This window comes from Enterobacter sp. SLBN-59, from assembly GCF_024807915.1.
GTDB classification, from domain to species: Bacteria; Pseudomonadota; Gammaproteobacteria; order Enterobacterales; family Enterobacteriaceae; genus Enterobacter; species Enterobacter asburiae_B.
Genome location: NZ_JANUFI010000001.1, coordinates 4,096,514 through 4,114,977 on the forward strand (window position 1 = coordinate 4,096,514; position 18,464 = coordinate 4,114,977).

The following is an 18,464-nucleotide window of genomic DNA, read 5'->3' on the forward strand; positions in this document are numbered from 1 at the left end:
CTCTTTTAGGGGGGCAGGGAGTAAACGCGTCACCCCCGGGATCTATTCGGCTTTGTTGACGTTATTTCAACCGGAGCGCGATAACCGGACCTGGTGACAAGTGTAGCCTTGAGAACGCAGAGTTGCGGGGAATAAAAAAGGCCGCTTGCGCGGCCTTTCGAAGGGATTATTCAGTGACTTTCTTTTCCAGCTCGCTGGCACCTTCTTTGGTTTTGTTCCAGCCTTTCTCAGCGCCTTCTTTGGTGGCATCCCACCCTTTCTCGGTGCCTTGTTTGGTTTTATGCCAGGCTTTCTGGGAATCTTCGCTGACCTTGCTGCCCAGGCTTTCGCTTTTACCTTCCGCAGCATGTTTTTGCTTCAGCTTCAGCTCTTCACCTTTGTTCTGCTCTTCGTGCAGTTTTTGCTTCGCCTCGTTGGCATTTGCGTTCGCCGCAGCGACGGTATCGTCAGTTGCATGTGTGGTCGCAGCAAATACTGGGGAAGCCAGCAGAACGGCAGATAATGCGATAATTGTTTTTTTCATAATATCCTCATTTAACGTTATCGGTTATGAGCGTGATTCAGCATGGCACAGGCGAAACGGGATGGCTTTAGGAAAAAACTGTAATGAGATCAATGTTCCCTGCTGAGGGATATTTCGCCTGAGGATTATCCAAAGGATAAAAAGCCTATTTCAGCAAGGGCGGCGAGGGTCAGGAGAATGAAGATAATAACGGTTATGGGTCTGTACATGGTGGGGTTCCTTCCGGGTTGAGCGGCTATTCCGTAGCGCTGGGTGGTGTGGGTAATTTTGCACAGGAGAAGGGGGAAGGGGGTTGATGTTTGTCAAAGGGATGGAAGGAACCATGGGCATGGGGCACAAAAAAGCCCGCAGGGCTTGCGCCGTGCGGGCTCTTAGGACTTCATCGGATGACTCTGGTAATCACCGATGGAGAATTTTGGTGGAGCTGGCGGGAGTTGAACCCGCGTCCGAAATTTCTACATCCTCGGTACTACATGCTTAGTTTGTCTTTACATTCGCACGCCAGCTGCGGACAGACACGCCACTAACGAACTAGCCTGATTAGTTTTAACGCTTCAACCCCAGGCAGGGCTTCCACGCGATCTCTTTTGGGTTTGACCTCTCTTTGATCCCCGTCTTAAGAGCGGAAGCTAGGGAGAGAGGGCTCAGAGCAGGTTATTAAGCTGCTAAAGCGTAGTTTTCGTCGTTTGCGACTATTTTTTTGCGGCTTTTAACGAGGCAAACCGCCCCTCGGCATGCACCTTGGGTTTCGCAAATCCCGTCGAATCCAGAATCAGCCCCAATAGTGTTGAACTTAGTATACCAGATTTCACTTCCTGGATACCAGCCCGGAACGCTAACTTATTGAATAGTACAATAAGTGTGCAGAATCAACGTCCTGCGTTTTTCATGATGCGCGCTTTATCAAGCTGCCACTCGCGCTCTTTCAGGTCAGTACGTTTGTCGTGCTGTTTTTTACCCTTCGCGACGCCAACTTTCACTTTGCACCAGGCGTTTTTCCAGTACAGCGACAGGGCGACCACGGTAAAACCTTCACGGTTGATGCGTCCGTAGAGGGATTCCAGCTCACGCTTGTTCAGCAGCAATTTACGCGTGCGCGTTGGGTCACACACGTAGTGTGAGGAGGCGACGGTCAGCGGCGTAAAGTTCGCGCCGAACAGGAAGGCTTCACCATCTTTCAGGATCACGTAGCTATCGCCGATGTTGGCTTTCCCGGCGCGCAGCGATTTTACTTCCCAGCCCTGCAACGCAAGGCCAGCTTCGAATTCTTCTTCAATGAAATACTCGTGGCGAGCACGCTTGTTGAGCGCAATGGTCGCCGAGCCTGGTTTATGTGCTTTTTTCTTCGTCATAAGTGTCGTAAAGCCGTCGGTAATCTGATTTCAAAAAGTCACCTCATTGCGTCCTGTGAGGTCTAACGCGCTATCTTAGCACGAGATGAGGCTTAGCGTTTTTTTAACAGGTGATAAATGTTATTATTTGTCCGTTGTGTGACCATGGGAAATGCTATGCCTCAGATTAGCCGTACTGCGCTTGTGCCTTACAGCGCGGAACAAATGTATCAGTTAGTGAACGACGTTCAGTCTTATCCAGAATTTATTCCGGGGTGCACCGGGAGCCGCGTTCTGGAGTCCGGCCCGACTCAGATGACTGCGGCGGTGGATGTCTCCAAAGCGGGGATCAGCAAGACGTTCACCACCCGCAATACGCTGACCAGCAATCAGAGTATTTTGATGCATCTGGTGGATGGTCCGTTTAAAACCCTGATGGGGGGCTGGAAGTTTACGCCGCTGAGCGCTGACGCCTGTCGCATCGAGTTCCAGCTGGACTTTGAATTTACCAATAAGCTGATTGAGCTGGCGTTTGGCCGCATCTTTAAAGAGCTGGCCTCGAATATGGTTCAGGCGTTCACCACCCGCGCCAAAGAGGTTTACAGTGTCGCATAAGATTGCTGTAGAAGTAGTGTATGCGCTGCCGGAGAAGCAGTATCTGCAGCGCGTGACGCTGGAAGAGGGGGCAACCGTTGAGGTGGCTATCCGCGCGTCCGGCATCCTCGAACTTCGCAGCGATATCGACCTGGCGAAAAATAAGGTCGGGATTTATAGCCGTCCGGTGAAGCTGGGTGATGTGCTGAAAGAGGGCGACCGGGTTGAGATTTATCGCCCGCTGATTGCTGACCCGAAAGAGCTGCGACGTCAGCGCGCGGAGAAATCGGGTAAGTAGCGTGTTTTCCCCTCACCCTGACCCTCTCCCCAAAGGGGCGAGGGGATAAAAGAAAAACAAAAAAGGTGCTCAATGAGCACCTTTTTGCATTTCTGACTTCTGATTATTTGGTCAGGGCAGGCTTGTTGTCGATGTTGGTCAACACACCGGCGCTGCTGAAGGTCAGCGTCAGGGTCTGCTGGGTCGCATCTTCGTGGCCCGGCTTCTGACGGAATACATAGAACCAGGTGTTAGTGCCGAACGGATCGGACATCATCGGGGTTCCCAGTGCATAAGCGACCTGCTGTTGTGTCATCCCCACACGGATTTTGGACACATCGTTAGGGGTAAGGTAGTTCCCCTGGTTGATGTCAGGACGGTAAACCACTTTCTCCAGAGTGGAACAGCCTGCGGTCAACATCAGAAGAACCGCTGCGGCAGCGGTCAGCATTTTACAACGCATAGTGATTTGATTCCTTTTCGGGCCCGAGCAGAACGCGGCTCATATGTAATATGCCGATGATAATAGACCTTGCCCCACTTTGAAACCGGTCTGGCGGCGTTTTTGTTGTTCTGTATGACCCTGAGATCCCGAAAAAGTTTATGCCGCCAGCAGTTCTTTCGCGTTCGCGAGCGTATTGCGGGTGACTTCGCTGCCGCCGAGCAGGCGAGCAAGCTCCTGCAGACGCGCACGTTTATCCAGCGGCTTCATATGCGTTTCGGTCATTTCACCGTCAGTTTCTTTGCTGACGATAAAGTGATGATGACCACAGCCTGCGACCTGCGGCAGGTGGGTGACACACATCACCTGCGTTGATTCGCCTAGCTGGCGCAGCAGTTTACCCACCACCGCCGCCGTTGGGCCGCTGATGCCGACATCCACTTCATCGAAAATCAGCGCCGGGGTTTCCATTTTACGCGCGGTAATCACCTGAATCGCCAGCGCAATACGCGACAGTTCACCGCCGGATGCCACTTTGGAGATAGCCTGCAGCGGCTGCCCCGGGTTGGTGGTGACGCGGAACTCGATGCGGTCCGCACCTTCTGCCGTCAGGTGGTTCTCTTCAAAGCGGACATCAATGGTGAAGATACCGTGCGGCATCGCCAGCGTGTGCATGCTGTCGGTGATGTGCTGGCTTAGCTCCTGGGCGTAATGCTGACGGATTTCATGCAGCTTTTGCGCTGTCGCCAGCGCCTGTTCATGATGCAGGTTCACCGCGAGAGAGAGGGTTTCCTGCGAGCCAGCCTGATCGTCAAGCTGCTGCTGTTCTTCCAGCAGAGACTGATAGAATCCTGGCAGCTCTTCCGGCGTGACGTGGTGCTTGCGCGCCAGTGAAATTTGACGGGAAATGCGCTGCTCCAGCTCAAACAGACGGTTCGGGTCGAGATCCAGACGTTCACAGTAGTGGCGCAGTTCGTCACTGGCTTCGGAGATCTGAATGGCCGCTTCTTCCAGCATATCCAGGACGCCAGAAAGCTTGCTGTCCATGCCAACCAGTTCGGTAATGAGCTGGCGGACGTTATACAGCTGGCTTTGCAGGTTCACGTCTTCGCCGTCCGCCAGCAGGTTGAGCGCATTCTGGCTGGTTGAGAGCAGGTGGCCGCTGTTCGCCAGACGTTTGTACTCTTCGTCGATTTGCTCAAACTCACCCGGCTGTGGGTTGAATTCGTTCAGCTCTTTAAGCTGGTACGCCAGCAGCTCCGCACGTGCGGCGCGCTCCTGGCTTTGCTGCTGGTGCTGGGCGAGCTCGCGGCAGCTCTGATGCCACTGGCGATAGTGCTCCGCCATAAGCTGAGTAAGCGCGTACTCACCCGCATAGCCATCCAGCAGCGCTTTCTGCTGTTCAGGTTTGACGAGTTGCTGGTGCGCGTGCTGACCGTGGATCTGGATAAGCAGCTGGCCGAGTTCGCGAAGCTGGGAGAGCGGAACCGCCGTACCGTTGATAAAGCCACGTGAACGACCGTCGCTGCTGATCACGCGGCGAAGTAAACACTCACGTCCATCTTCAAGCTGGTTCTGTTCCAGCCAGCGCTGGGCGGCAGGGGTGTCTTTCAGGGAGAAACGGGCGCACAGGTCGGCACGGTTTGCGCCCATGCGCACCATGTCGCCCTCTGCGCGGCCACCAAGGCACAAGCCGAGGGCATCAATGGCAATGGATTTACCTGCACCGGTTTCCCCGGTGATCGCCGTCATGCCGCTGTGGAAATCGATCTCAAGCTCACGAACAATGGCAAAGTTGCTGATGGTCAGTTGTGCCAGCATAATTGTTTTCCTGTATGAAAAACCATAACTGTGTTTTCATACAGTATAAACTGGTTTTTTATACAGTAAAGTACTGGATGCAAAATCAGAACAATTTTTTTGACCAGCCAAGCTTCGAGCTTAATGTGTTGAAATAGCTGTAATCTTTCGGGTGAATCAGATTCAGATGGTAATCACACCGACGAATAAGGACATCTTCACCTTCCTGGATCGGCAGCGCTATCTGGCTGTCGCAGCTGATCTCCAGGTCGTTACGGCGGTGCGAGAAGCGCAGACGTATCGTGCTGTCGCCGTTGATGACCAGCGGGCGGGCGGAGAGCGTGTGCGGGAACATCGGCACCAGGGTAATGGCATCCAGCGAGGGCGTCAGGATCGGGCCGCCGGCAGAAAGCGAGTAGGCGGTTGAGCCGGTCGGAGTGGAGATAATCAGCCCGTCGGAACGCTGGGAAAAAGCAAAGATTTCGTCGATATAAACTTCGAATTCAATCATGTGCGCCACTTTCCCGGGGTGAAGAACCACCTCGTTAATCGCGGTGCTGATGCGCTTCTGGCAGTCCTGCTGGCACACCTGCGCTTCCAGTAAAAAGCGTTTCTCACTGATATAGTGGCCTTCCAGCACGTCGGCCAGCTGCTGCTGCGCATTGTCCGGGTCGAGATCGGTTAAAAAGCCGAGATTGCCACGGTTGATGCCGATGACCTTAATGTCATAACGCGCCAGCGTGCGGGCTGCGCCGAGCATGTTGCCGTCGCCGCCCACCACCACGGCGAGATCGGCCTGTTGACCAATTTCCGCCAGCGTGCCGGTTTTGACGCTCTTCAGCTGCAGCTCCTGCGCAATCTGCTGCTCGACCATCACTTCATAGCCTTTGCTACACAACCAGCGATACAACATTTCATGTGTCGTTAGTGCGGTAGGGTGACGCGGATGCCCGACGATCCCAATACACCTGAAATGATTATTCATTTTCTGGAGGTCCTTGTGCCTGATGAATGATGACAATCTGTCTTGTTCCCTTGAATCCCGGAAACTGATCCCCATAATAAGCGAAGTTAGCGAGATGAATGCAGAAAAACGCGGAGAAATTCATGAGTAGTAAAGAACAGAAAACGCCTGAGGGGCAAGCCCCTGAAGAAATTATCACGGAACAGCACGATGAAGTTGAGGCTGTAGAGCCAGACGCATCTGCTGAGCAGGTGGACCCGCGCGATGAAAAAATTGCGAATCTGGAAGCCCAGCTGGTAGAAGCACAGAATCGCGAACGCGATGGTGTTCTGCGCATCAAGGCGGAAATGGAAAACCTGCGTCGTCGTACCGAGCAGGACGTTGAGAAGGCGCATAAATTTGCGCTGGAGAAATTCGTCAACGAACTGCTGCCGGTTATTGATAGCCTCGATCGCGCGCTGGAAGTGGCTGACAAAGCGAATCCGGACAACGCGGCGATGATCGAAGGTATTGAACTGACGCTGAAATCCATGCTCGACGTGGTACGTAAGTTTGGCGTGGAAGTGATTGCCGATACCGACGTACCGCTGGATCCAAACGTTCACCAGGCGATTGCAATGGTGGAGTCCGAAGAGGTCGAAGCCGGTAAAGTGCTGGGCGTGATGCAGAAAGGTTACACCCTGAACGGCCGTACCATTCGCGCTGCGATGGTGACCGTGGCGAAAGCGAAAGCGTAATTTGCCATTCGTAGTGCCGGGTGGCGGTTTCGCCTTACCCGGCCTACAGCCTTACTCAGCGATACTTTCGCGCAGGGGTTTTACGGGCAGGACTTTCACCTGCTTAATCATATTGTCCTGCACGTCCAGGATATCAATATCGTACTGCTCAATGCGCACCCGCGTGCCCGCCGCCGGGATCTCTTCCAGCGCTTCCAGAATCATCCCGTTAATCGTGCGAGCCTCATCTTCCGGTAAATGCCAGTTAAAGGCTTTATTGAGTTCGCGAATGTTCGCGCTACCGTCAATCAGCACCGAGCCGTCGTTTTGCGGGGTGACCTCTTCCGCGAGGGAAGGTGACATTGACGTAGTAAAGTCCCCGACAATCTCTTCCAGAATATCTTCGACCGTCACCAGCCCCTGAATGTCGCCGTACTCGTTGACCACCAGGCCGACCTTCTTCTTGTTGCGCTGGAATTTCACCAGCTGCGTGCTGAGCGGGGTTCCTTCCGGCACGTAGTAAATCTCGTCGGCGGCGCGCAGCATCACCTCTTTGGTGAACTCTTTTTTCTCGGTCATCAGACGGTAGGCTTCGCGCACGCGCAGCATGCTGATGGCGTCATCCAGCGAATCGCGATACAGCACAATGCGCCCGTGCGGGGAGTGCGTCAGCTGGCGAACGATGGCTTTCCAGTCGTCATTGATGTCGATACCGACGATTTCGTTACGCGGCACCATGATGTCGTTGACGCTCACCTTTTCCAGATCCAGCACTGACAGGAGCATGTCCTGATTGCGCCGGGAGATCTGCGAGCGGGATTCATTCACGATGGTGCGCAGCTCCTCTTTGCTGAGCGCGCTGCTGATGGTGACATCGGCTTTGATTCCCACCATCCGCATCAGTACGCGCGTTACCATGTTCAGCAGCCAGACCAGGGGCATCATCAGGATCTGCAGCGGTGCCAGCAGGAAGCTGCTCGGGTAGGCGACTTTCTCCGGGTAAAGCGCGGCGATGGTTTTCGGCAGCACTTCGGCAAACACCAGCACCACGAACGTCAGCACGCCGGTGGCAATCGCCACCCCGGCGTTGCCGTACAGGCGCATCCCAACGATGGTGCCGAGGGCGGAGGCCAGAATGTTGACAAGGTTGTTGCCGATGAGCACCAGGCTTATCAGGCGATCCGGCTTGCGAAGCAGTTTTTCAACGCGACGAGCGGCACGGTTACCCTGTTTAGCACGATGACGTAACCGGTAGCGGTTTAAGGTCATCATGCCGGTTTCCGAGCCGGAGAAATAGGCGGAGATGACCACCATGACGATCAGGATAACGATCAGCGTGGTGGTAGAGATGTGTTCCAGGGGGAACTCCTTTTGTTACTTAGCCAGCAAATTGCTGTATGAAGCGGCTGCCAAAATAGGCAAGGGTGAGAATGCCCGCACCCGCGACGTTGAACCAGACCACGCGACGACCGCGCCAGCCTTCATGATAATGGCCCCATAACAGGACAATATAGACAAACCACGCGATGATGGAGAGCACTGCTTTATCGATATTCTCCACGCTAAACAGGTTCTTCATGTAGAACAGGCCCGTGCAGAGCGTCAGCGTCAGCAGCACCACGCCCACCTGGGTGATGTGGAACATCTTACGCTCAATGACCATCAGCGGCGGCATCTCATGGTTAAACGCCAGCTTTTTGTTTTTCAGCTGATAGTCAATCCAGGCGAGCTGCATGGCGTAAAGCGCGGCGATGATCAGCGTCGCGTAGGCAAAGAGCGACAGGCCGATATGCACCAGCATCCCCGGGGTGGCCTCCAGATGCGTAATAAATTCATTAGGCATAAAGGTGGCGAGGGCCAGATTGATCAGCGCGAAGGTATAGACAATCGGCAGCAGCAGCCAGCCGCGATTTTTAGACGCGACGATGGTCATTACCGTACAGATCATCAGGCTGACCAGCGAGCCGACGTTGAGGACGCTCAGGTTTTGCACGCTGCCGTCGCCGGGAATGATGCGTGATTCCAGCGCAAACGCGTGGCTGATCAGTGCGATCACCGCGGAAAGAATAGCCATGCGCCGCCAGCCGCTGTTTTTTTGCAGCAGTCCGGGAACGATCAGCGCGAGGCTGACAGAGTAGGCAACAAGGGCGATCAGTGCGAAAACAGGCATATAGGCATCGACAGTTGTCTTAATAAGAAAGAGAAGCAGTATAACGTTACGTGACGCCTGCTCCAACCGTTGCATAACAACAAAGGCGCCTTCATGTTATACTCCGGCAAAATTCTGTGTATGTGTCGCCCATGGCGGCCCAACGTTTCTACTCAGGCGAGAGACAATGTTTGATAATTTAACCGATCGTTTGTCGCGCACGCTGCGCAACATCAGCGGCCGCGGACGCCTTACTGAAGAGAACATCAAGGAAACGCTGCGCGAAGTGCGCATGGCGCTGCTGGAAGCAGACGTCGCGTTGCCGGTTGTTCGTGATTTTATCAACCGCGTTAAAGAGAAGGCGGTTGGTCATGAAGTTAACAAGAGCCTGACCCCGGGCCAGGAATTCGTCAAAATCGTTCGTAATGAACTGGTTTCGGCGATGGGCGAAGAGAACCAGGTGCTTAACCTGGCGGCTCAGCCGCCGGCCGTGGTGCTGATGGCGGGCCTGCAGGGTGCGGGTAAAACGACCAGCGTCGGTAAGCTGGGTAAATTCCTGCATGAAAAGCACAAGAAGAAAGTGCTGGTGGTTTCTGCGGACGTCTATCGCCCGGCGGCGATCAAACAGCTGGAAACTCTGGCCGAACAGGTCGGCGTAGATTTCTTCCCGTCCGACGTGGCGCAGAAGCCTGTCGACATCGTTAACGCGGCGCTGAAAGAAGCGAAGCTGAAATTCTACGACGTGCTGCTGGTGGATACCGCCGGTCGTCTACACGTTGACGAAGCGATGATGGACGAGATTAAGCAGGTGCATGCCTCTATCAACCCGGTAGAGACCCTGTTCGTTGTCGATGCCATGACCGGTCAGGATGCGGCGAATACCGCGAAAGCGTTTAACGAAGCGCTGCCGCTAACCGGCGTGGTGCTGACTAAAGTGGACGGTGACGCCCGCGGCGGTGCGGCGCTCTCGATTCGTCACATCACCGGTAAGCCGATTAAATTCCTCGGCGTGGGCGAGAAAACTGAAGCGCTCGAGCCGTTCCACCCGGATCGTATTGCCTCCCGTATCCTCGGCATGGGCGACGTGCTGTCGCTGATCGAAGATATCGAGAGCAAGGTTGACCGCGCGCAGGCCGAGAAGCTGGCCAGCAAGCTGAAAAAAGGTGACGGTTTCGATCTTACCGACTTCCTTGAGCAGCTGCGTCAGATGAAAAACATGGGCGGCATGGCCAGCCTGATGGGCAAACTGCCGGGCATGGGCCAGATCCCTGACAACGTGAAAGCGCAGATGGATGACAAGGTGCTGGTGCGTATGGAGGCGATCATTAACTCGATGACGCTGAAAGAGCGCGCTAACCCGGATATCATCAAAGGTTCCCGTAAACGCCGTATCGCAGCCGGTTGCGGCATGCAGGTGCAGGACGTTAACCGTCTTCTTAAACAGTTCGACGACATGCAGCGCATGATGAAGAAAATGAAGAAAGGCGGCATGGCGAAGATGATGCGCGGCATGAAAGGCATGATGCCCCCCGGTTTTCCAGGGCGTTAATCGCTTTTGAGATTGCTTTTTGCCCGAAAATGAGTAAAATTTTCGGGCTTTTAATATGACACCCGGGCTCCGTTCCTCGATGGGGCCCGGTTGTTTTATTCACACAAGAGGATGTTATGGTAACTATTCGTTTAGCTCGTCACGGCGCTAAAAAGCGTCCGTTCTACCAGGTTGTTGTGACTGACAGCCGTAATGCACGCAACGGTCGCTTCATCGAGCGCGTTGGTTTCTTCAACCCACTGGCCGCTGGCGCAGAAGAAGAAACTCGTCTGGATCTGGATCGTATCGCTCACTGGGTTGGCCAGGGCGCTACTGTTTCCGATCGCGTTGCTACGCTGATCAAAGCAGCAAACAAAGCAGCTTAATCTGTCACGGTGGTCATGATGAGCAATAAAGCACCTGTTGAACCGATCGTATTGGGAAAAATGGGTTCTTGCTACGGTATCCGTGGTTGGCTCAGAGTGTTTTCCTCCACTGAAGACGCTGATAGCATTTTTGATTACCAGCCCTGGTTTATCCAGAAAGGCGGTAAGTGGGAAGAGGTCGAGCTGGAAAGCTGGCGTCACCACAATCAGGACATCATCATCAAGCTGAAAGGCGTTGACGATCGTGATGCTGCGAATGCGCTGACTAATTGTGAAATTGTCGTGGATTCGTCGCAGTTGCCACAGCTGGAAGAGGGCGACTACTACTGGAAAGACCTTATGGGTTGCCAGGTAGTCACTACCGAAGGCTACAGCCTGGGGAAAGTCATCGATATGATGGAAACCGGGTCAAATGACGTTCTCGTCATTAAGGCAAACCTGAAAGATGCATTTGGCATCAAGGAGCGGTTGGTTCCGTTCCTCGATGGACAGGTTATCAAGAAAGTCGATCTCACTACTCAAACCATTGAAGTAGATTGGGATCCTGGTTTTTAAATTCTCCGGATAAACGGTAAAAGACGGCGCTATGTGGATTGGCATAATTAGCCTGTTTCCTGAAATGTTCCGCGCGATTACCGATTACGGGGTAACTGGCCGGGCAGTAAAGAATGGCCTGCTGAGCATCCAGAGCTGGAGTCCTCGTGACTTTACTCATGACCGGCACCGTACCGTGGACGATCGTCCTTACGGCGGCGGACCGGGGATGCTAATGATGGTGCAACCCTTACGGGACGCCATTCACACAGCAAAAGCCGCGGCAGGTGAAGGCGCAAAGGTGATTTATCTGTCACCTCAGGGACGCAAGCTTGATCAAGCGGGCGTGAGCGAACTGGCGACGAATCAAAAGCTGATTCTGGTCTGTGGGCGCTACGAAGGAATAGATGAGCGCGTAATTCAAACCGAGATTGACGAAGAATGGTCTATCGGCGATTACGTTCTCAGCGGTGGTGAGTTACCCGCAATGACGCTGATTGACTCCGTCGCCCGGTTCATTCCGGGGGTTCTGGGCCATGAAGCTTCGGCAACGGAAGATTCCTTTGCCGATGGGTTGCTGGACTGTCCACACTATACTCGTCCTGAAGTGTTAGAAGGGATGGAAGTACCGGCGGTGTTACTGTCTGGAAACCATGCCGAGATACGTCGCTGGCGTTTGAAGCAGTCGCTGGGCCGAACCTGGCTTAGAAGACCTGAACTTCTGGAAAACCTGGCTCTGACTGAAGAGCAAGCAAAGTTGCTGGCCGAGTTCAAAACTGAACACGCGCACCAGCAGCATGAACATGATGGGAATGCGTAATACGCTCCCGAATATCAGTTTACCCAGGATAAGAGATTAAATTATGAGCAACATTATTAAGCAACTTGAACAAGAGCAGATGAAGCAGGACGTACCTTCCTTCCGTCCAGGTGACACCGTGGAAGTGAAAGTATGGGTTGTTGAAGGTTCCAAAAAACGTCTGCAGGCATTCGAGGGCGTGGTTATCGCTATTCGTAACCGCGGTCTGCACTCTGCATTCACTGTTCGTAAAATTTCCAACGGCGAAGGCGTTGAGCGTGTCTTCCAGACTCACTCTCCGGTAGTTGACAGCATTGCTGTTAAACGTCGTGGTGCTGTACGTAAAGCTAAACTGTACTACCTGCGTGAGCGTACTGGTAAGTCTGCTCGTATTAAAGAGCGTCTGAACTAAGATTCGCTTAAGCGACATCCTGTTAGAAAGGGCTGGCCGAAAGGCTGGCCCTTTTTTTATCCCTGCGCATTTCTCACGTTAACCCTTTTGTCATAAATCATTTACAATGCTTGCCTCTTGAATGGAGGGGACGTGGATAACGTACTGCATCAGCCTGACCGGAAGCGCGTAGCGGCATTGACCGCGCTGTTTGCGATCCTGCTGATCGTGGTGGCGCCGCTTATCTCCGTCTCCTTGCAGAAAGATCCCATGAGCGCGATGCCGGGCATGCATCATGACATGAGCATGATGTCGATGGACGAGCATCAGGGCGATATGCCGCATACGATGCCTGTCGACCATGCGGAAGCGTGCGGCTACTGCGTGCTGTTAGCGCATGTCCCTGGCGTGATGCTGGCGCTGATCGTCCTGCTCAGCGCGGTATTACAGAGGCTTCGCATTAAGCCGCCGCGCCAGGCGGTCAGCCACTGGCACTTTTTCCCCTGGCTTTACCCTGATACCCGCGCGCCGCCGCGGCAGTCTGCTTTTTCCCTTTAAAACTAAATCGATAACTTTTTGCCTTAAAAAGGAAAAGTATGACTACCTGCACTCCGCGCGCGGCATGGGGAAACCTGCTGCGTCGCCTCCATTTCTACGTCGGGCTTTTTGTTGGTCCGTTTATCTTCTTTGCCGCGCTGACCGGTACGCTGTATGTGGCGACCCCGCAGCTGGAGAATGCGCTCTACCGGCACGCGCTCCACACGGATTCCGTGGGCGTGCCGCAGCCGCTGGCGGAGCAAATCGCCGTGGCGGAAAAAAACGTTGGATCAGATGTGCATTTGCACGCCGTGCGTCCCGGGCTGGCTGAAGGCGAAACCACCCGCGTGATGTTTGCCGACCCGACGCTTGGGCCATCGGAAAACCGGGCTATTTTTATTGATCCGGTAAGCCTGGCGGTGCTGGGAGATATGACGGTATACGGCACCAGCGGGATTTTACCGCTGCGTCAGACCATTGATTACCTGCATACCTCTCTGATGCTGGGCGACGTGGGGCGGCTCTACAGCGAGCTTGCCGCCTCCTGGATGTGGGTTGCCGCGCTGGGCGGTGCTGCCCTGTGGTTTTATACCCGACCCAAACGGCGAATCAATAATCGCTTCCAGAATCGTCGTCGGATGCACGTGACGCTGGGCTGGAGTCTGCTGGGCGGAATGCTGTTGTTCTCAGCAACCGGCCTGACCTGGTCCCAGTGGGCAGGCGGGAATGTTGATAAGCTGCGGGCAGAGATGAACTGGCTCACCCCGCAGGTGAACACGACGCTTTCCGGTCAACAGAAGATCGTGGATGAGCACGCCGAACACCGGGGCCATCACGGCGGCATGATGATGCCGGAAATGGCGATGGATCTGACGCAGTTTGACGGAGTATTAAGCGCGGCGCGTAACGCAGGAATTGATGCCAACAGGCTGGAGATCCGCCCGGCAAAAACGGCGGATAGCGCCTGGACCGTGACGGAAATCGATCGCAGCTGGCCGACTCAGGTGGACGCCGTTGCGGTTGATTCTTCAACGATGCAGATCCTGGACAGAACCCGATTCGAGGATTTCCCGTTAATGGCAAAACTGACCCGCTGGGGCGTGGATTTCCATATGGGGATCTTATTCGGGCTGGTGAATCAGCTGCTGCTGGTGGCGTTCGGCCTCACCCTGTGCGTGCTCATCGTCTGGGGTTACCGGATGTGGTGGATGCGTCGTCCGGCACGGTCGGCCGTGGATCCGGTGCAGACGCTTTGCCAGAGCTGGCTGGCGCTGTCAGGGTGGGGAAGAGGGATTACGGTGATAATCAGCATACTGCTGGGGCTGGCCTTGCCGGTCATGGGCGTGAGTCTGGCGCTGTTTGTTCTGGTGGACTGGCTGCGCTGGCGAGCGGCAACCAGGGTGACGCTCGCCGAATCATCCGCTAAATAACCCTATGGCGTGCTGATCACCACTGCGACGCGGCGGTTTTCAGCGCGCCCTTGCGGGGTACTGTTGCTCGCAACCGGATATTTTTGACCTAACCCCCGCGTGGTGAGATTGCTGCGCGGGATATTTGCACCCTTCGCCCAGGCATCGGCCACGGCATTGGCGCGTTTTAACGACAGCGCTTCGTTGTAGCTTTCTTCACCGTAGTTATCCGTGTGACCGTCCATTCGCGCGTGGTTCAGGCCGGTTTCCGCCAGGCGAGAGGCCATGGACTGGATCTGCGTTTCACTTTCCGGGCGCAGTCTGGCGTCATTTTTATCAAACAGGATGGTGTCCGACATGCCAAGTGACCAGTCACCGTTCAGTTCGTTAAAACCGTAAGACTTCATCGCCGAAATTTGCTCAGGAGTGAATTTGCCTTCCGGGGGCGACTGACAGCCTGCCAGAACCAGTGAGGCCAGAACTATCGGCGCGAAGTAACGTTTTAACATAGTGTATCCTTTCTAACTTGTTGTTTTCGTACGCTGGTTTTTCACCTGATACATGTTGCGGTCAGCCCTCTCCAGTAATGCTTCCACGGAAGCATTTTCCCACGCCAGAGCAAAGCCAATGCTGAGTGACATCGATGCTTTTTGTCCGTTATGAAGATCAAACGGACGGATAAACTGCTGCGATAGCGCAGCACAAATGTGTTGAACCTCGAGCTCAGAGTGTACGCCGTACAGCACCATGGCGAATTCGTCACCGCCAAGGCGGTAAGCCTGGTGACGTTTGTCGCCAAACTCCATCATCCTGCTGGCGACTTCTATCAGCACGCAGTCGCCTGCCGCGTGTCCCCAGGTGTCGTTAATAAACTTAAAATTATCACCGTCAAGGAAGAGCAGGGCCGAGTTTGTTTTAGCTGAAGGGTCGTTCATTAAGGCTGCAATGCTGTTACGAAACGCCGCGCGGTTGGCAAGACCGGTGAGCGGGTCGTGCATGGCGGTTCGCAGCAGCTGGGCGTTTTTCGCCTGAAGCTTCAGTTGCCACTCCTCCATCTCATCCAGAAGGCTGTTGAAGTCCTCACCAAACTGGTGAAACTCTTCGATACGGCCGTCTTTCACCCGGCGGGAGAAGTTGCGATTAGTACGAACGTCATGCACGACGTCAGTGATGTTTTGCAGGGCCGTGACCATCCCATGGTGCAAAGACTGGGTAATAGTGAGCGCGACGACGGTTGCAAAGAGAATGCAGCCGGTCAGAACGGCAAACGACATCCAGATGAAATGGCCGATCAGGCTGTCACGCGCGGTCAGGCGAATTTCGCCGATCGTTGCGCCGTTATGCATGATGGGCTGCGCAACCGGTACGGGGAAAAGCCAGCGGCTGACCAGTGCGCCCAGCGTGTCGTTGTTGTCCTCCGGGTTCCAGGACCAGTAGGCAAACCGCTTTTTATGCGCGTTAATGACCTCGGCCACGGCAAACTGCCCCTGTTTGCCCAGCGCAGCCAGCGTTTCGTTGGCCGCCAGCGAGTCGTTGAACACCAGCGAGGCTTCCAGGCTGTGGCTCATTGTTGCGCCGGTTAATTCGAGATTCTTTTGCGCGTATTGTTTTAACGTCACGACGGAAGCAAAACAGAGCAGCAGCCATATTAACGTCATCGTGATGATGACGCTTATCATGCTGTTTCGCCTCAACGTTCTTTTAAACGTCGGACGTGGCGTTGAAGTGAAATCTTTATCCATGCTGCTTATTCCGTGCAAGCATTAATACATCCGGATTGACTCTTACGCCACTGCGCGTCAATGCATCCAGATTGACGGCGAACCGTACCTGGCCGCGATCGATTATCAGGCAAAAGGCACTGCCAATTACACATTCCGGATTTTGCTCTGAGATTAATAGCAACGCTCTGCCCTGATATTGACTTATTAATTCAAGTTGTTTTGCCGGTGATTCAGACCCGAAATAGATCGCATCGCACGTCGCGGCCAGGGCTTCCTGATCGTTACGTACAATAACGGGAGTATAAGGTAACTCGCTATGCCCCTCATCGCCGCTGAGGGCGTGCGTATAGTGCGAAGTGGCGTAGACGCAGAGTTTAGGCTGACCGGAAAGTGACGGCCATCGCGTATAGCTCACGATGCCTGAGACAATCGAGCGTACCGATTTATCCGTTTCCGTAAGCGTGCCTGCCGCCGCAGGGCCCACCATAAGGAACAGCATTATCACCAGAGTGAGTCGGAAAAAAGAGATCAAGAATAAATTTCTCACCAGAATCCGCCACATCGCTCTGGAAATAGATGTCCTTAAGAGTTGCGGGCAGAATACCATTGTTTATCAGGGCCGTCATTATGTCAGAAATAGCATGAGGCCGACCTAAGCTAAATCCTACAGTTGTTTATTTTCCGGTGGATAAAAATAGATTAATTCAGTCTGCTGGAGCGCATACTTTCATCCATCCCTTGCTGCCATGACGCACGCAGTTTTGCCGCGTTTTCGGCTGTATCGCAACTGGCAGGGAAAGATTTGCCTGCTAATCCCCAGGCGTGAATAAACCCTTCTTCGCAGATTTTCTTCTGACCATCAGCATAGCCGCGAAGATATTCACTACGATCAACGTGTGTGTCGTTAAAACTATCGGCCAGGGCCTGGTTATCTTTAACCGGCAGGCCATTCATGGCGTCTTCTTTACCTGCATCAAACCAGGATGGGCTGGTCCAGTCGGGCTGGAAGGTGTAAGGATTGATCTGACAGCCCGTTAAAAACAGCGACAACAGCGCGAGAGCAATTGAACGCATAGCCATTCTCCTTTTTTCTTCAGCATAGCCTGGCTAAAGAAAACCTGTCTGTAATTTAAAGTTTACGTTTTTATTGGCTGATTTTTGCAATAAATTGGTATGTGTAAAGTAATGTGTACGTATTTTGGATTGAAATGTTTACTTTTTATGGTATCGTGGTTTCACCTCATTGAGGAAAACAACTATCGCAAACGAGCTTTACAGGATCGCCATCATGCAAAAAGACGCGCTGAACAACGTACATATCACTGACGAACAGGTGTTAATCACTCCGGATCAACTGAAAGCGGAATTTCCGCTGAGCGTCGCGCAGGAGGCTCAGATCGAGCACTCTCGCCAGACCATTTCTGACATTATCGCCGGCCGCGATCCGCGCCTGCTGGTGGTATGCGGTCCTTGCTCCATTCACGATCCTGAAACCGCCATTGAATATGCTCGTCGATTTAAAGCGTTAGCGGAGGAGGTCAGCGATAGCCTCTATCTGGTGATGCGCGTCTATTTTGAGAAGCCACGTACGACCGTCGGCTGGAAAGGGTTGATTAACGATCCGCACATGGATGGCTCGTTTGATGTGGAAGCAGGCCTGAAGATTGCGCGTCGCCTGCTGGTGGAGCTGGTCAGCATGGGACTGCCGCTGGCAACCGAAGCGCTGGACCCGAACAGCCCGCAGTACCTGGGCGATCTGTTCAGCTGGTCGGCGATTGGCGCGCGTACCACGGAATCGCAAACCCACCGCGAGATGGCGTCTGGCCTGTCAATGCCGGTTGGCTTTAAAAACGGTACCGATGGCAGCCTGGCGACGGCGATCAACGCCATGCGCGCTGCTGCGATGCCGCACCGTTTCGTCGGTATCAACCAGGCGGGTCAGGTCTGCCTCCTGCAAACGCAGGGTAACCCGGACGGCCATGTGATCCTGCGCGGCGGGAAAGCACCTAACTACAGCCCGGCGGACGTGGCGCAGTGTGAAAAAGAGATGGAGCAGGCGGGACTGCGCCCGGCACTGATGGTAGATTGCAGTCATGGTAATTCAAATAAAGATTACCGTCGCCAGCCTGCGGTTGCGGAATCCGTGGTCGCACAGATCAAAGATGGCAACCGTTCGATTATCGGTCTGATGATTGAGAGCAATATTCATGAAGGCAATCAATCATCTGAACAACCGCGTAGCGCAATGAAGCACGGCGTCTCCGTGACGGATGCCTGCATCAGCTGGGAAACCACCGATGCGCTGCTGCGTGAGATCCACAAAGATTTGAAAGGCCAGCTGGCGACGCGTCTGGCTTAAG

At 54.1% G+C, this 18,464-nt stretch carries 22 protein-coding genes and 1 other RNA gene; 11 read left to right on the forward strand and 12 right to left on the reverse strand.

Annotation, left to right across the window (positions count from 1 at the left end):
- Positions 1–166 precede the first annotated feature (166 nt).
- From M2422_RS19560 to smpB, 3 genes are all read right to left on the reverse strand, one after another.
- Entirely contained in the window at positions 167–523 is a 357-nt protein-coding gene (locus tag M2422_RS19560) for a hypothetical protein (protein WP_029740047.1), read from the reverse strand.
- 416 nt (positions 524–939) lie between these two features.
- Positions 940–1,303: a transfer-messenger RNA gene (ssrA, locus tag M2422_RS19565) on the reverse strand.
- Positions 1,304–1,392: 89 nt separating this feature from the next.
- Positions 1,393–1,875, reverse strand: a complete 483-nt coding sequence (smpB, locus tag M2422_RS19570; protein ID WP_008502505.1) for an SsrA-binding protein SmpB — start codon at positions 1,873–1,875, stop codon at positions 1,393–1,395.
- 156 nt (positions 1,876–2,031) lie between these two features.
- Between smpB and M2422_RS19575 the strand changes: the two genes are divergently transcribed.
- The gene (locus M2422_RS19575; protein ID WP_024908332.1) at positions 2,032–2,469 is read left to right on the forward strand and encodes a type II toxin-antitoxin system RatA family toxin; all 438 of its coding nucleotides are present in this window, start codon (positions 2,032–2,034) and stop codon (positions 2,467–2,469) included.
- On the forward strand, positions 2,459–2,746 hold the full coding sequence (locus M2422_RS19580; RefSeq protein ID WP_064673557.1) for an RnfH family protein: 288 nt from the start codon (positions 2,459–2,461) through the stop codon (positions 2,744–2,746). Before M2422_RS19575 ends, M2422_RS19580 begins: the two co-directional genes overlap by 11 nt.
- A gap of 103 nt (positions 2,747–2,849) precedes the next feature.
- Here the strand turns inward: M2422_RS19580 and bamE are convergent, their stop codons facing one another.
- The 3 genes from bamE to nadK form a co-directional block, all read right to left on the reverse strand.
- The gene (bamE, locus tag M2422_RS19585; RefSeq protein ID WP_008502502.1) at positions 2,850–3,188 is read right to left on the reverse strand and encodes an outer membrane protein assembly factor BamE; all 339 of its coding nucleotides are present in this window, start codon (positions 3,186–3,188) and stop codon (positions 2,850–2,852) included.
- A 138-nt stretch (positions 3,189–3,326) separates the two neighbouring features.
- Positions 3,327–4,988, reverse strand: a complete 1,662-nt coding sequence (recN, locus tag M2422_RS19590) for a DNA repair protein RecN (RefSeq protein WP_064673558.1) — start codon at positions 4,986–4,988, stop codon at positions 3,327–3,329.
- Between the two features lie 85 nt (positions 4,989–5,073).
- Complete coding sequence (gene nadK / locus M2422_RS19595) at positions 5,074–5,952, reverse strand: NAD(+) kinase (protein ID WP_008502500.1); 879 nt, start codon at positions 5,950–5,952, stop codon at positions 5,074–5,076.
- Between the two features lie 122 nt (positions 5,953–6,074).
- Between nadK and grpE the strand changes: the two genes are divergently transcribed.
- Entirely contained in the window at positions 6,075–6,668 is a 594-nt protein-coding gene (grpE, locus tag M2422_RS19600; RefSeq protein WP_023308880.1) for a nucleotide exchange factor GrpE, read from the forward strand.
- A 51-nt stretch (positions 6,669–6,719) separates the two neighbouring features.
- Here grpE and M2422_RS19605 read toward each other — a convergent pair whose 3' ends face one another.
- Both M2422_RS19605 and M2422_RS19610 read right to left on the reverse strand, forming a co-directional pair.
- Positions 6,720–8,006, reverse strand: coding sequence for an HlyC/CorC family transporter (locus tag M2422_RS19605; RefSeq protein WP_025759264.1), 1,287 nt, complete (start codon positions 8,004–8,006; stop codon positions 6,720–6,722).
- 19 nt (positions 8,007–8,025) lie between these two features.
- On the reverse strand, positions 8,026–8,817 hold the full coding sequence (locus M2422_RS19610) for an inner membrane protein YpjD (protein ID WP_014884879.1): 792 nt from the start codon (positions 8,815–8,817) through the stop codon (positions 8,026–8,028).
- 166 nt (positions 8,818–8,983) lie between these two features.
- Here M2422_RS19610 and ffh point away from each other — a divergent pair, with 166 nt between their 5' ends.
- The 7 genes from ffh (at position 8,984) to M2422_RS19645 (ending at position 14,401) form a co-directional block, all read left to right on the forward strand.
- Complete coding sequence (ffh, locus tag M2422_RS19615; protein ID WP_064673559.1) at positions 8,984–10,345, forward strand: signal recognition particle protein; 1,362 nt, start codon at positions 8,984–8,986, stop codon at positions 10,343–10,345.
- 116 nt (positions 10,346–10,461) lie between these two features.
- On the forward strand, positions 10,462–10,710 hold the full coding sequence (gene rpsP, locus M2422_RS19620) for a 30S ribosomal protein S16 (protein ID WP_003863133.1): 249 nt from the start codon (positions 10,462–10,464) through the stop codon (positions 10,708–10,710).
- A 15-nt stretch (positions 10,711–10,725) separates the two neighbouring features.
- Positions 10,726–11,265 (forward strand): ribosome maturation factor RimM, encoded by a 540-nt coding sequence (gene rimM, locus M2422_RS19625; protein WP_029741020.1) that lies wholly within the window; start codon positions 10,726–10,728, stop codon positions 11,263–11,265.
- Positions 11,266–11,296: 31 nt separating this feature from the next.
- Positions 11,297–12,064, forward strand: coding sequence for a tRNA (guanosine(37)-N1)-methyltransferase TrmD (gene trmD, locus M2422_RS19630; RefSeq protein WP_014832949.1), 768 nt, complete (start codon positions 11,297–11,299; stop codon positions 12,062–12,064).
- 43 nt (positions 12,065–12,107) lie between these two features.
- Positions 12,108–12,455, forward strand: coding sequence for a 50S ribosomal protein L19 (gene rplS / locus M2422_RS19635; RefSeq protein WP_002914145.1), 348 nt, complete (start codon positions 12,108–12,110; stop codon positions 12,453–12,455).
- Between the two features lie 132 nt (positions 12,456–12,587).
- The gene (locus tag M2422_RS19640) at positions 12,588–12,992 is read left to right on the forward strand and encodes a DUF2946 domain-containing protein (protein ID WP_064673560.1); all 405 of its coding nucleotides are present in this window, start codon (positions 12,588–12,590) and stop codon (positions 12,990–12,992) included.
- 38 nt (positions 12,993–13,030) lie between these two features.
- Entirely contained in the window at positions 13,031–14,401 is a 1,371-nt protein-coding gene (locus M2422_RS19645) for a PepSY domain-containing protein (RefSeq protein WP_064673561.1), read from the forward strand.
- Positions 14,402–14,403: 2 nt separating this feature from the next.
- On the opposite strand, the gene M2422_RS19650 is transcribed toward M2422_RS19645, so the two are convergent.
- The 4 genes from M2422_RS19650 to M2422_RS19665 all read right to left on the reverse strand — a co-directional run bounded on the left by M2422_RS19650 (position 14,404) and on the right by M2422_RS19665 (position 17,178).
- On the reverse strand, positions 14,404–14,889 hold the full coding sequence (locus M2422_RS19650) for an OmpA family protein (protein WP_029741023.1): 486 nt from the start codon (positions 14,887–14,889) through the stop codon (positions 14,404–14,406).
- A 12-nt stretch (positions 14,890–14,901) separates the two neighbouring features.
- Positions 14,902–16,122, reverse strand: coding sequence for a diguanylate cyclase DgcN (dgcN, locus tag M2422_RS19655; protein ID WP_029741024.1), 1,221 nt, complete (start codon positions 16,120–16,122; stop codon positions 14,902–14,904).
- The gene (locus M2422_RS19660) at positions 16,115–16,651 is read right to left on the reverse strand and encodes a YfiR family protein (protein WP_033146572.1); all 537 of its coding nucleotides are present in this window, start codon (positions 16,649–16,651) and stop codon (positions 16,115–16,117) included. Before M2422_RS19660 ends, dgcN begins: the two co-directional genes overlap by 8 nt.
- A 152-nt stretch (positions 16,652–16,803) precedes the next feature.
- The gene (locus M2422_RS19665; protein WP_064673562.1) at positions 16,804–17,178 is read right to left on the reverse strand and encodes a DUF2799 domain-containing protein; all 375 of its coding nucleotides are present in this window, start codon (positions 17,176–17,178) and stop codon (positions 16,804–16,806) included.
- Positions 17,179–17,392: 214 nt separating this feature from the next.
- Between M2422_RS19665 and aroF the strand changes: the two genes are divergently transcribed.
- Positions 17,393–18,463 (forward strand): 3-deoxy-7-phosphoheptulonate synthase AroF, encoded by a 1,071-nt coding sequence (gene aroF, locus M2422_RS19670; protein ID WP_033146251.1) that lies wholly within the window; start codon positions 17,393–17,395, stop codon positions 18,461–18,463.
- Position 18,464: the final 1 nt, after the last annotated feature.

Coding starts and splice junctions, on each gene's coding strand:
- M2422_RS19560 (WP_029740047.1), bottom strand. CDS start 523: ATGAAAAAAACAATTATCGCATTATCTGCCGTTCTGCTGGCTTCCCCA.
- smpB (WP_008502505.1), bottom strand. CDS start 1,875: ATGACGAAGAAAAAAGCACATAAACCAGGCTCGGCGACCATTGCGCTC.
- M2422_RS19575 (WP_024908332.1), top strand. CDS start 2,032: ATGCCTCAGATTAGCCGTACTGCGCTTGTGCCTTACAGCGCGGAACAA.
- bamE (WP_008502502.1), bottom strand. CDS start 3,188: ATGCGTTGTAAAATGCTGACCGCTGCCGCAGCGGTTCTTCTGATGTTG.
- recN (WP_064673558.1), bottom strand. CDS start 4,988: ATGCTGGCACAACTGACCATCAGCAACTTTGCCATTGTTCGTGAGCTT.
- nadK (WP_008502500.1), bottom strand. CDS start 5,952: ATGAATAATCATTTCAGGTGTATTGGGATCGTCGGGCATCCGCGTCAC.
- grpE (WP_023308880.1), top strand. CDS start 6,075: ATGAGTAGTAAAGAACAGAAAACGCCTGAGGGGCAAGCCCCTGAAGAA.
- M2422_RS19610 (WP_014884879.1), bottom strand. CDS start 8,817: ATGCCTGTTTTCGCACTGATCGCCCTTGTTGCCTACTCTGTCAGCCTC.
- ffh (WP_064673559.1), top strand. CDS start 8,984: ATGTTTGATAATTTAACCGATCGTTTGTCGCGCACGCTGCGCAACATC.
- rpsP (WP_003863133.1), top strand. CDS start 10,462: ATGGTAACTATTCGTTTAGCTCGTCACGGCGCTAAAAAGCGTCCGTTC.
- rimM (WP_029741020.1), top strand. CDS start 10,726: ATGATGAGCAATAAAGCACCTGTTGAACCGATCGTATTGGGAAAAATG.
- trmD (WP_014832949.1), top strand. CDS start 11,297: ATGTGGATTGGCATAATTAGCCTGTTTCCTGAAATGTTCCGCGCGATT.
- rplS (WP_002914145.1), top strand. CDS start 12,108: ATGAGCAACATTATTAAGCAACTTGAACAAGAGCAGATGAAGCAGGAC.
- M2422_RS19645 (WP_064673561.1), top strand. CDS start 13,031: ATGACTACCTGCACTCCGCGCGCGGCATGGGGAAACCTGCTGCGTCGC.
- M2422_RS19650 (WP_029741023.1), bottom strand. CDS start 14,889: ATGTTAAAACGTTACTTCGCGCCGATAGTTCTGGCCTCACTGGTTCTG.
- dgcN (WP_029741024.1), bottom strand. CDS start 16,122: ATGGATAAAGATTTCACTTCAACGCCACGTCCGACGTTTAAAAGAACG.
- M2422_RS19665 (WP_064673562.1), bottom strand. CDS start 17,178: ATGCGTTCAATTGCTCTCGCGCTGTTGTCGCTGTTTTTAACGGGCTGT.
- aroF (WP_033146251.1), top strand. CDS start 17,393: ATGCAAAAAGACGCGCTGAACAACGTACATATCACTGACGAACAGGTG.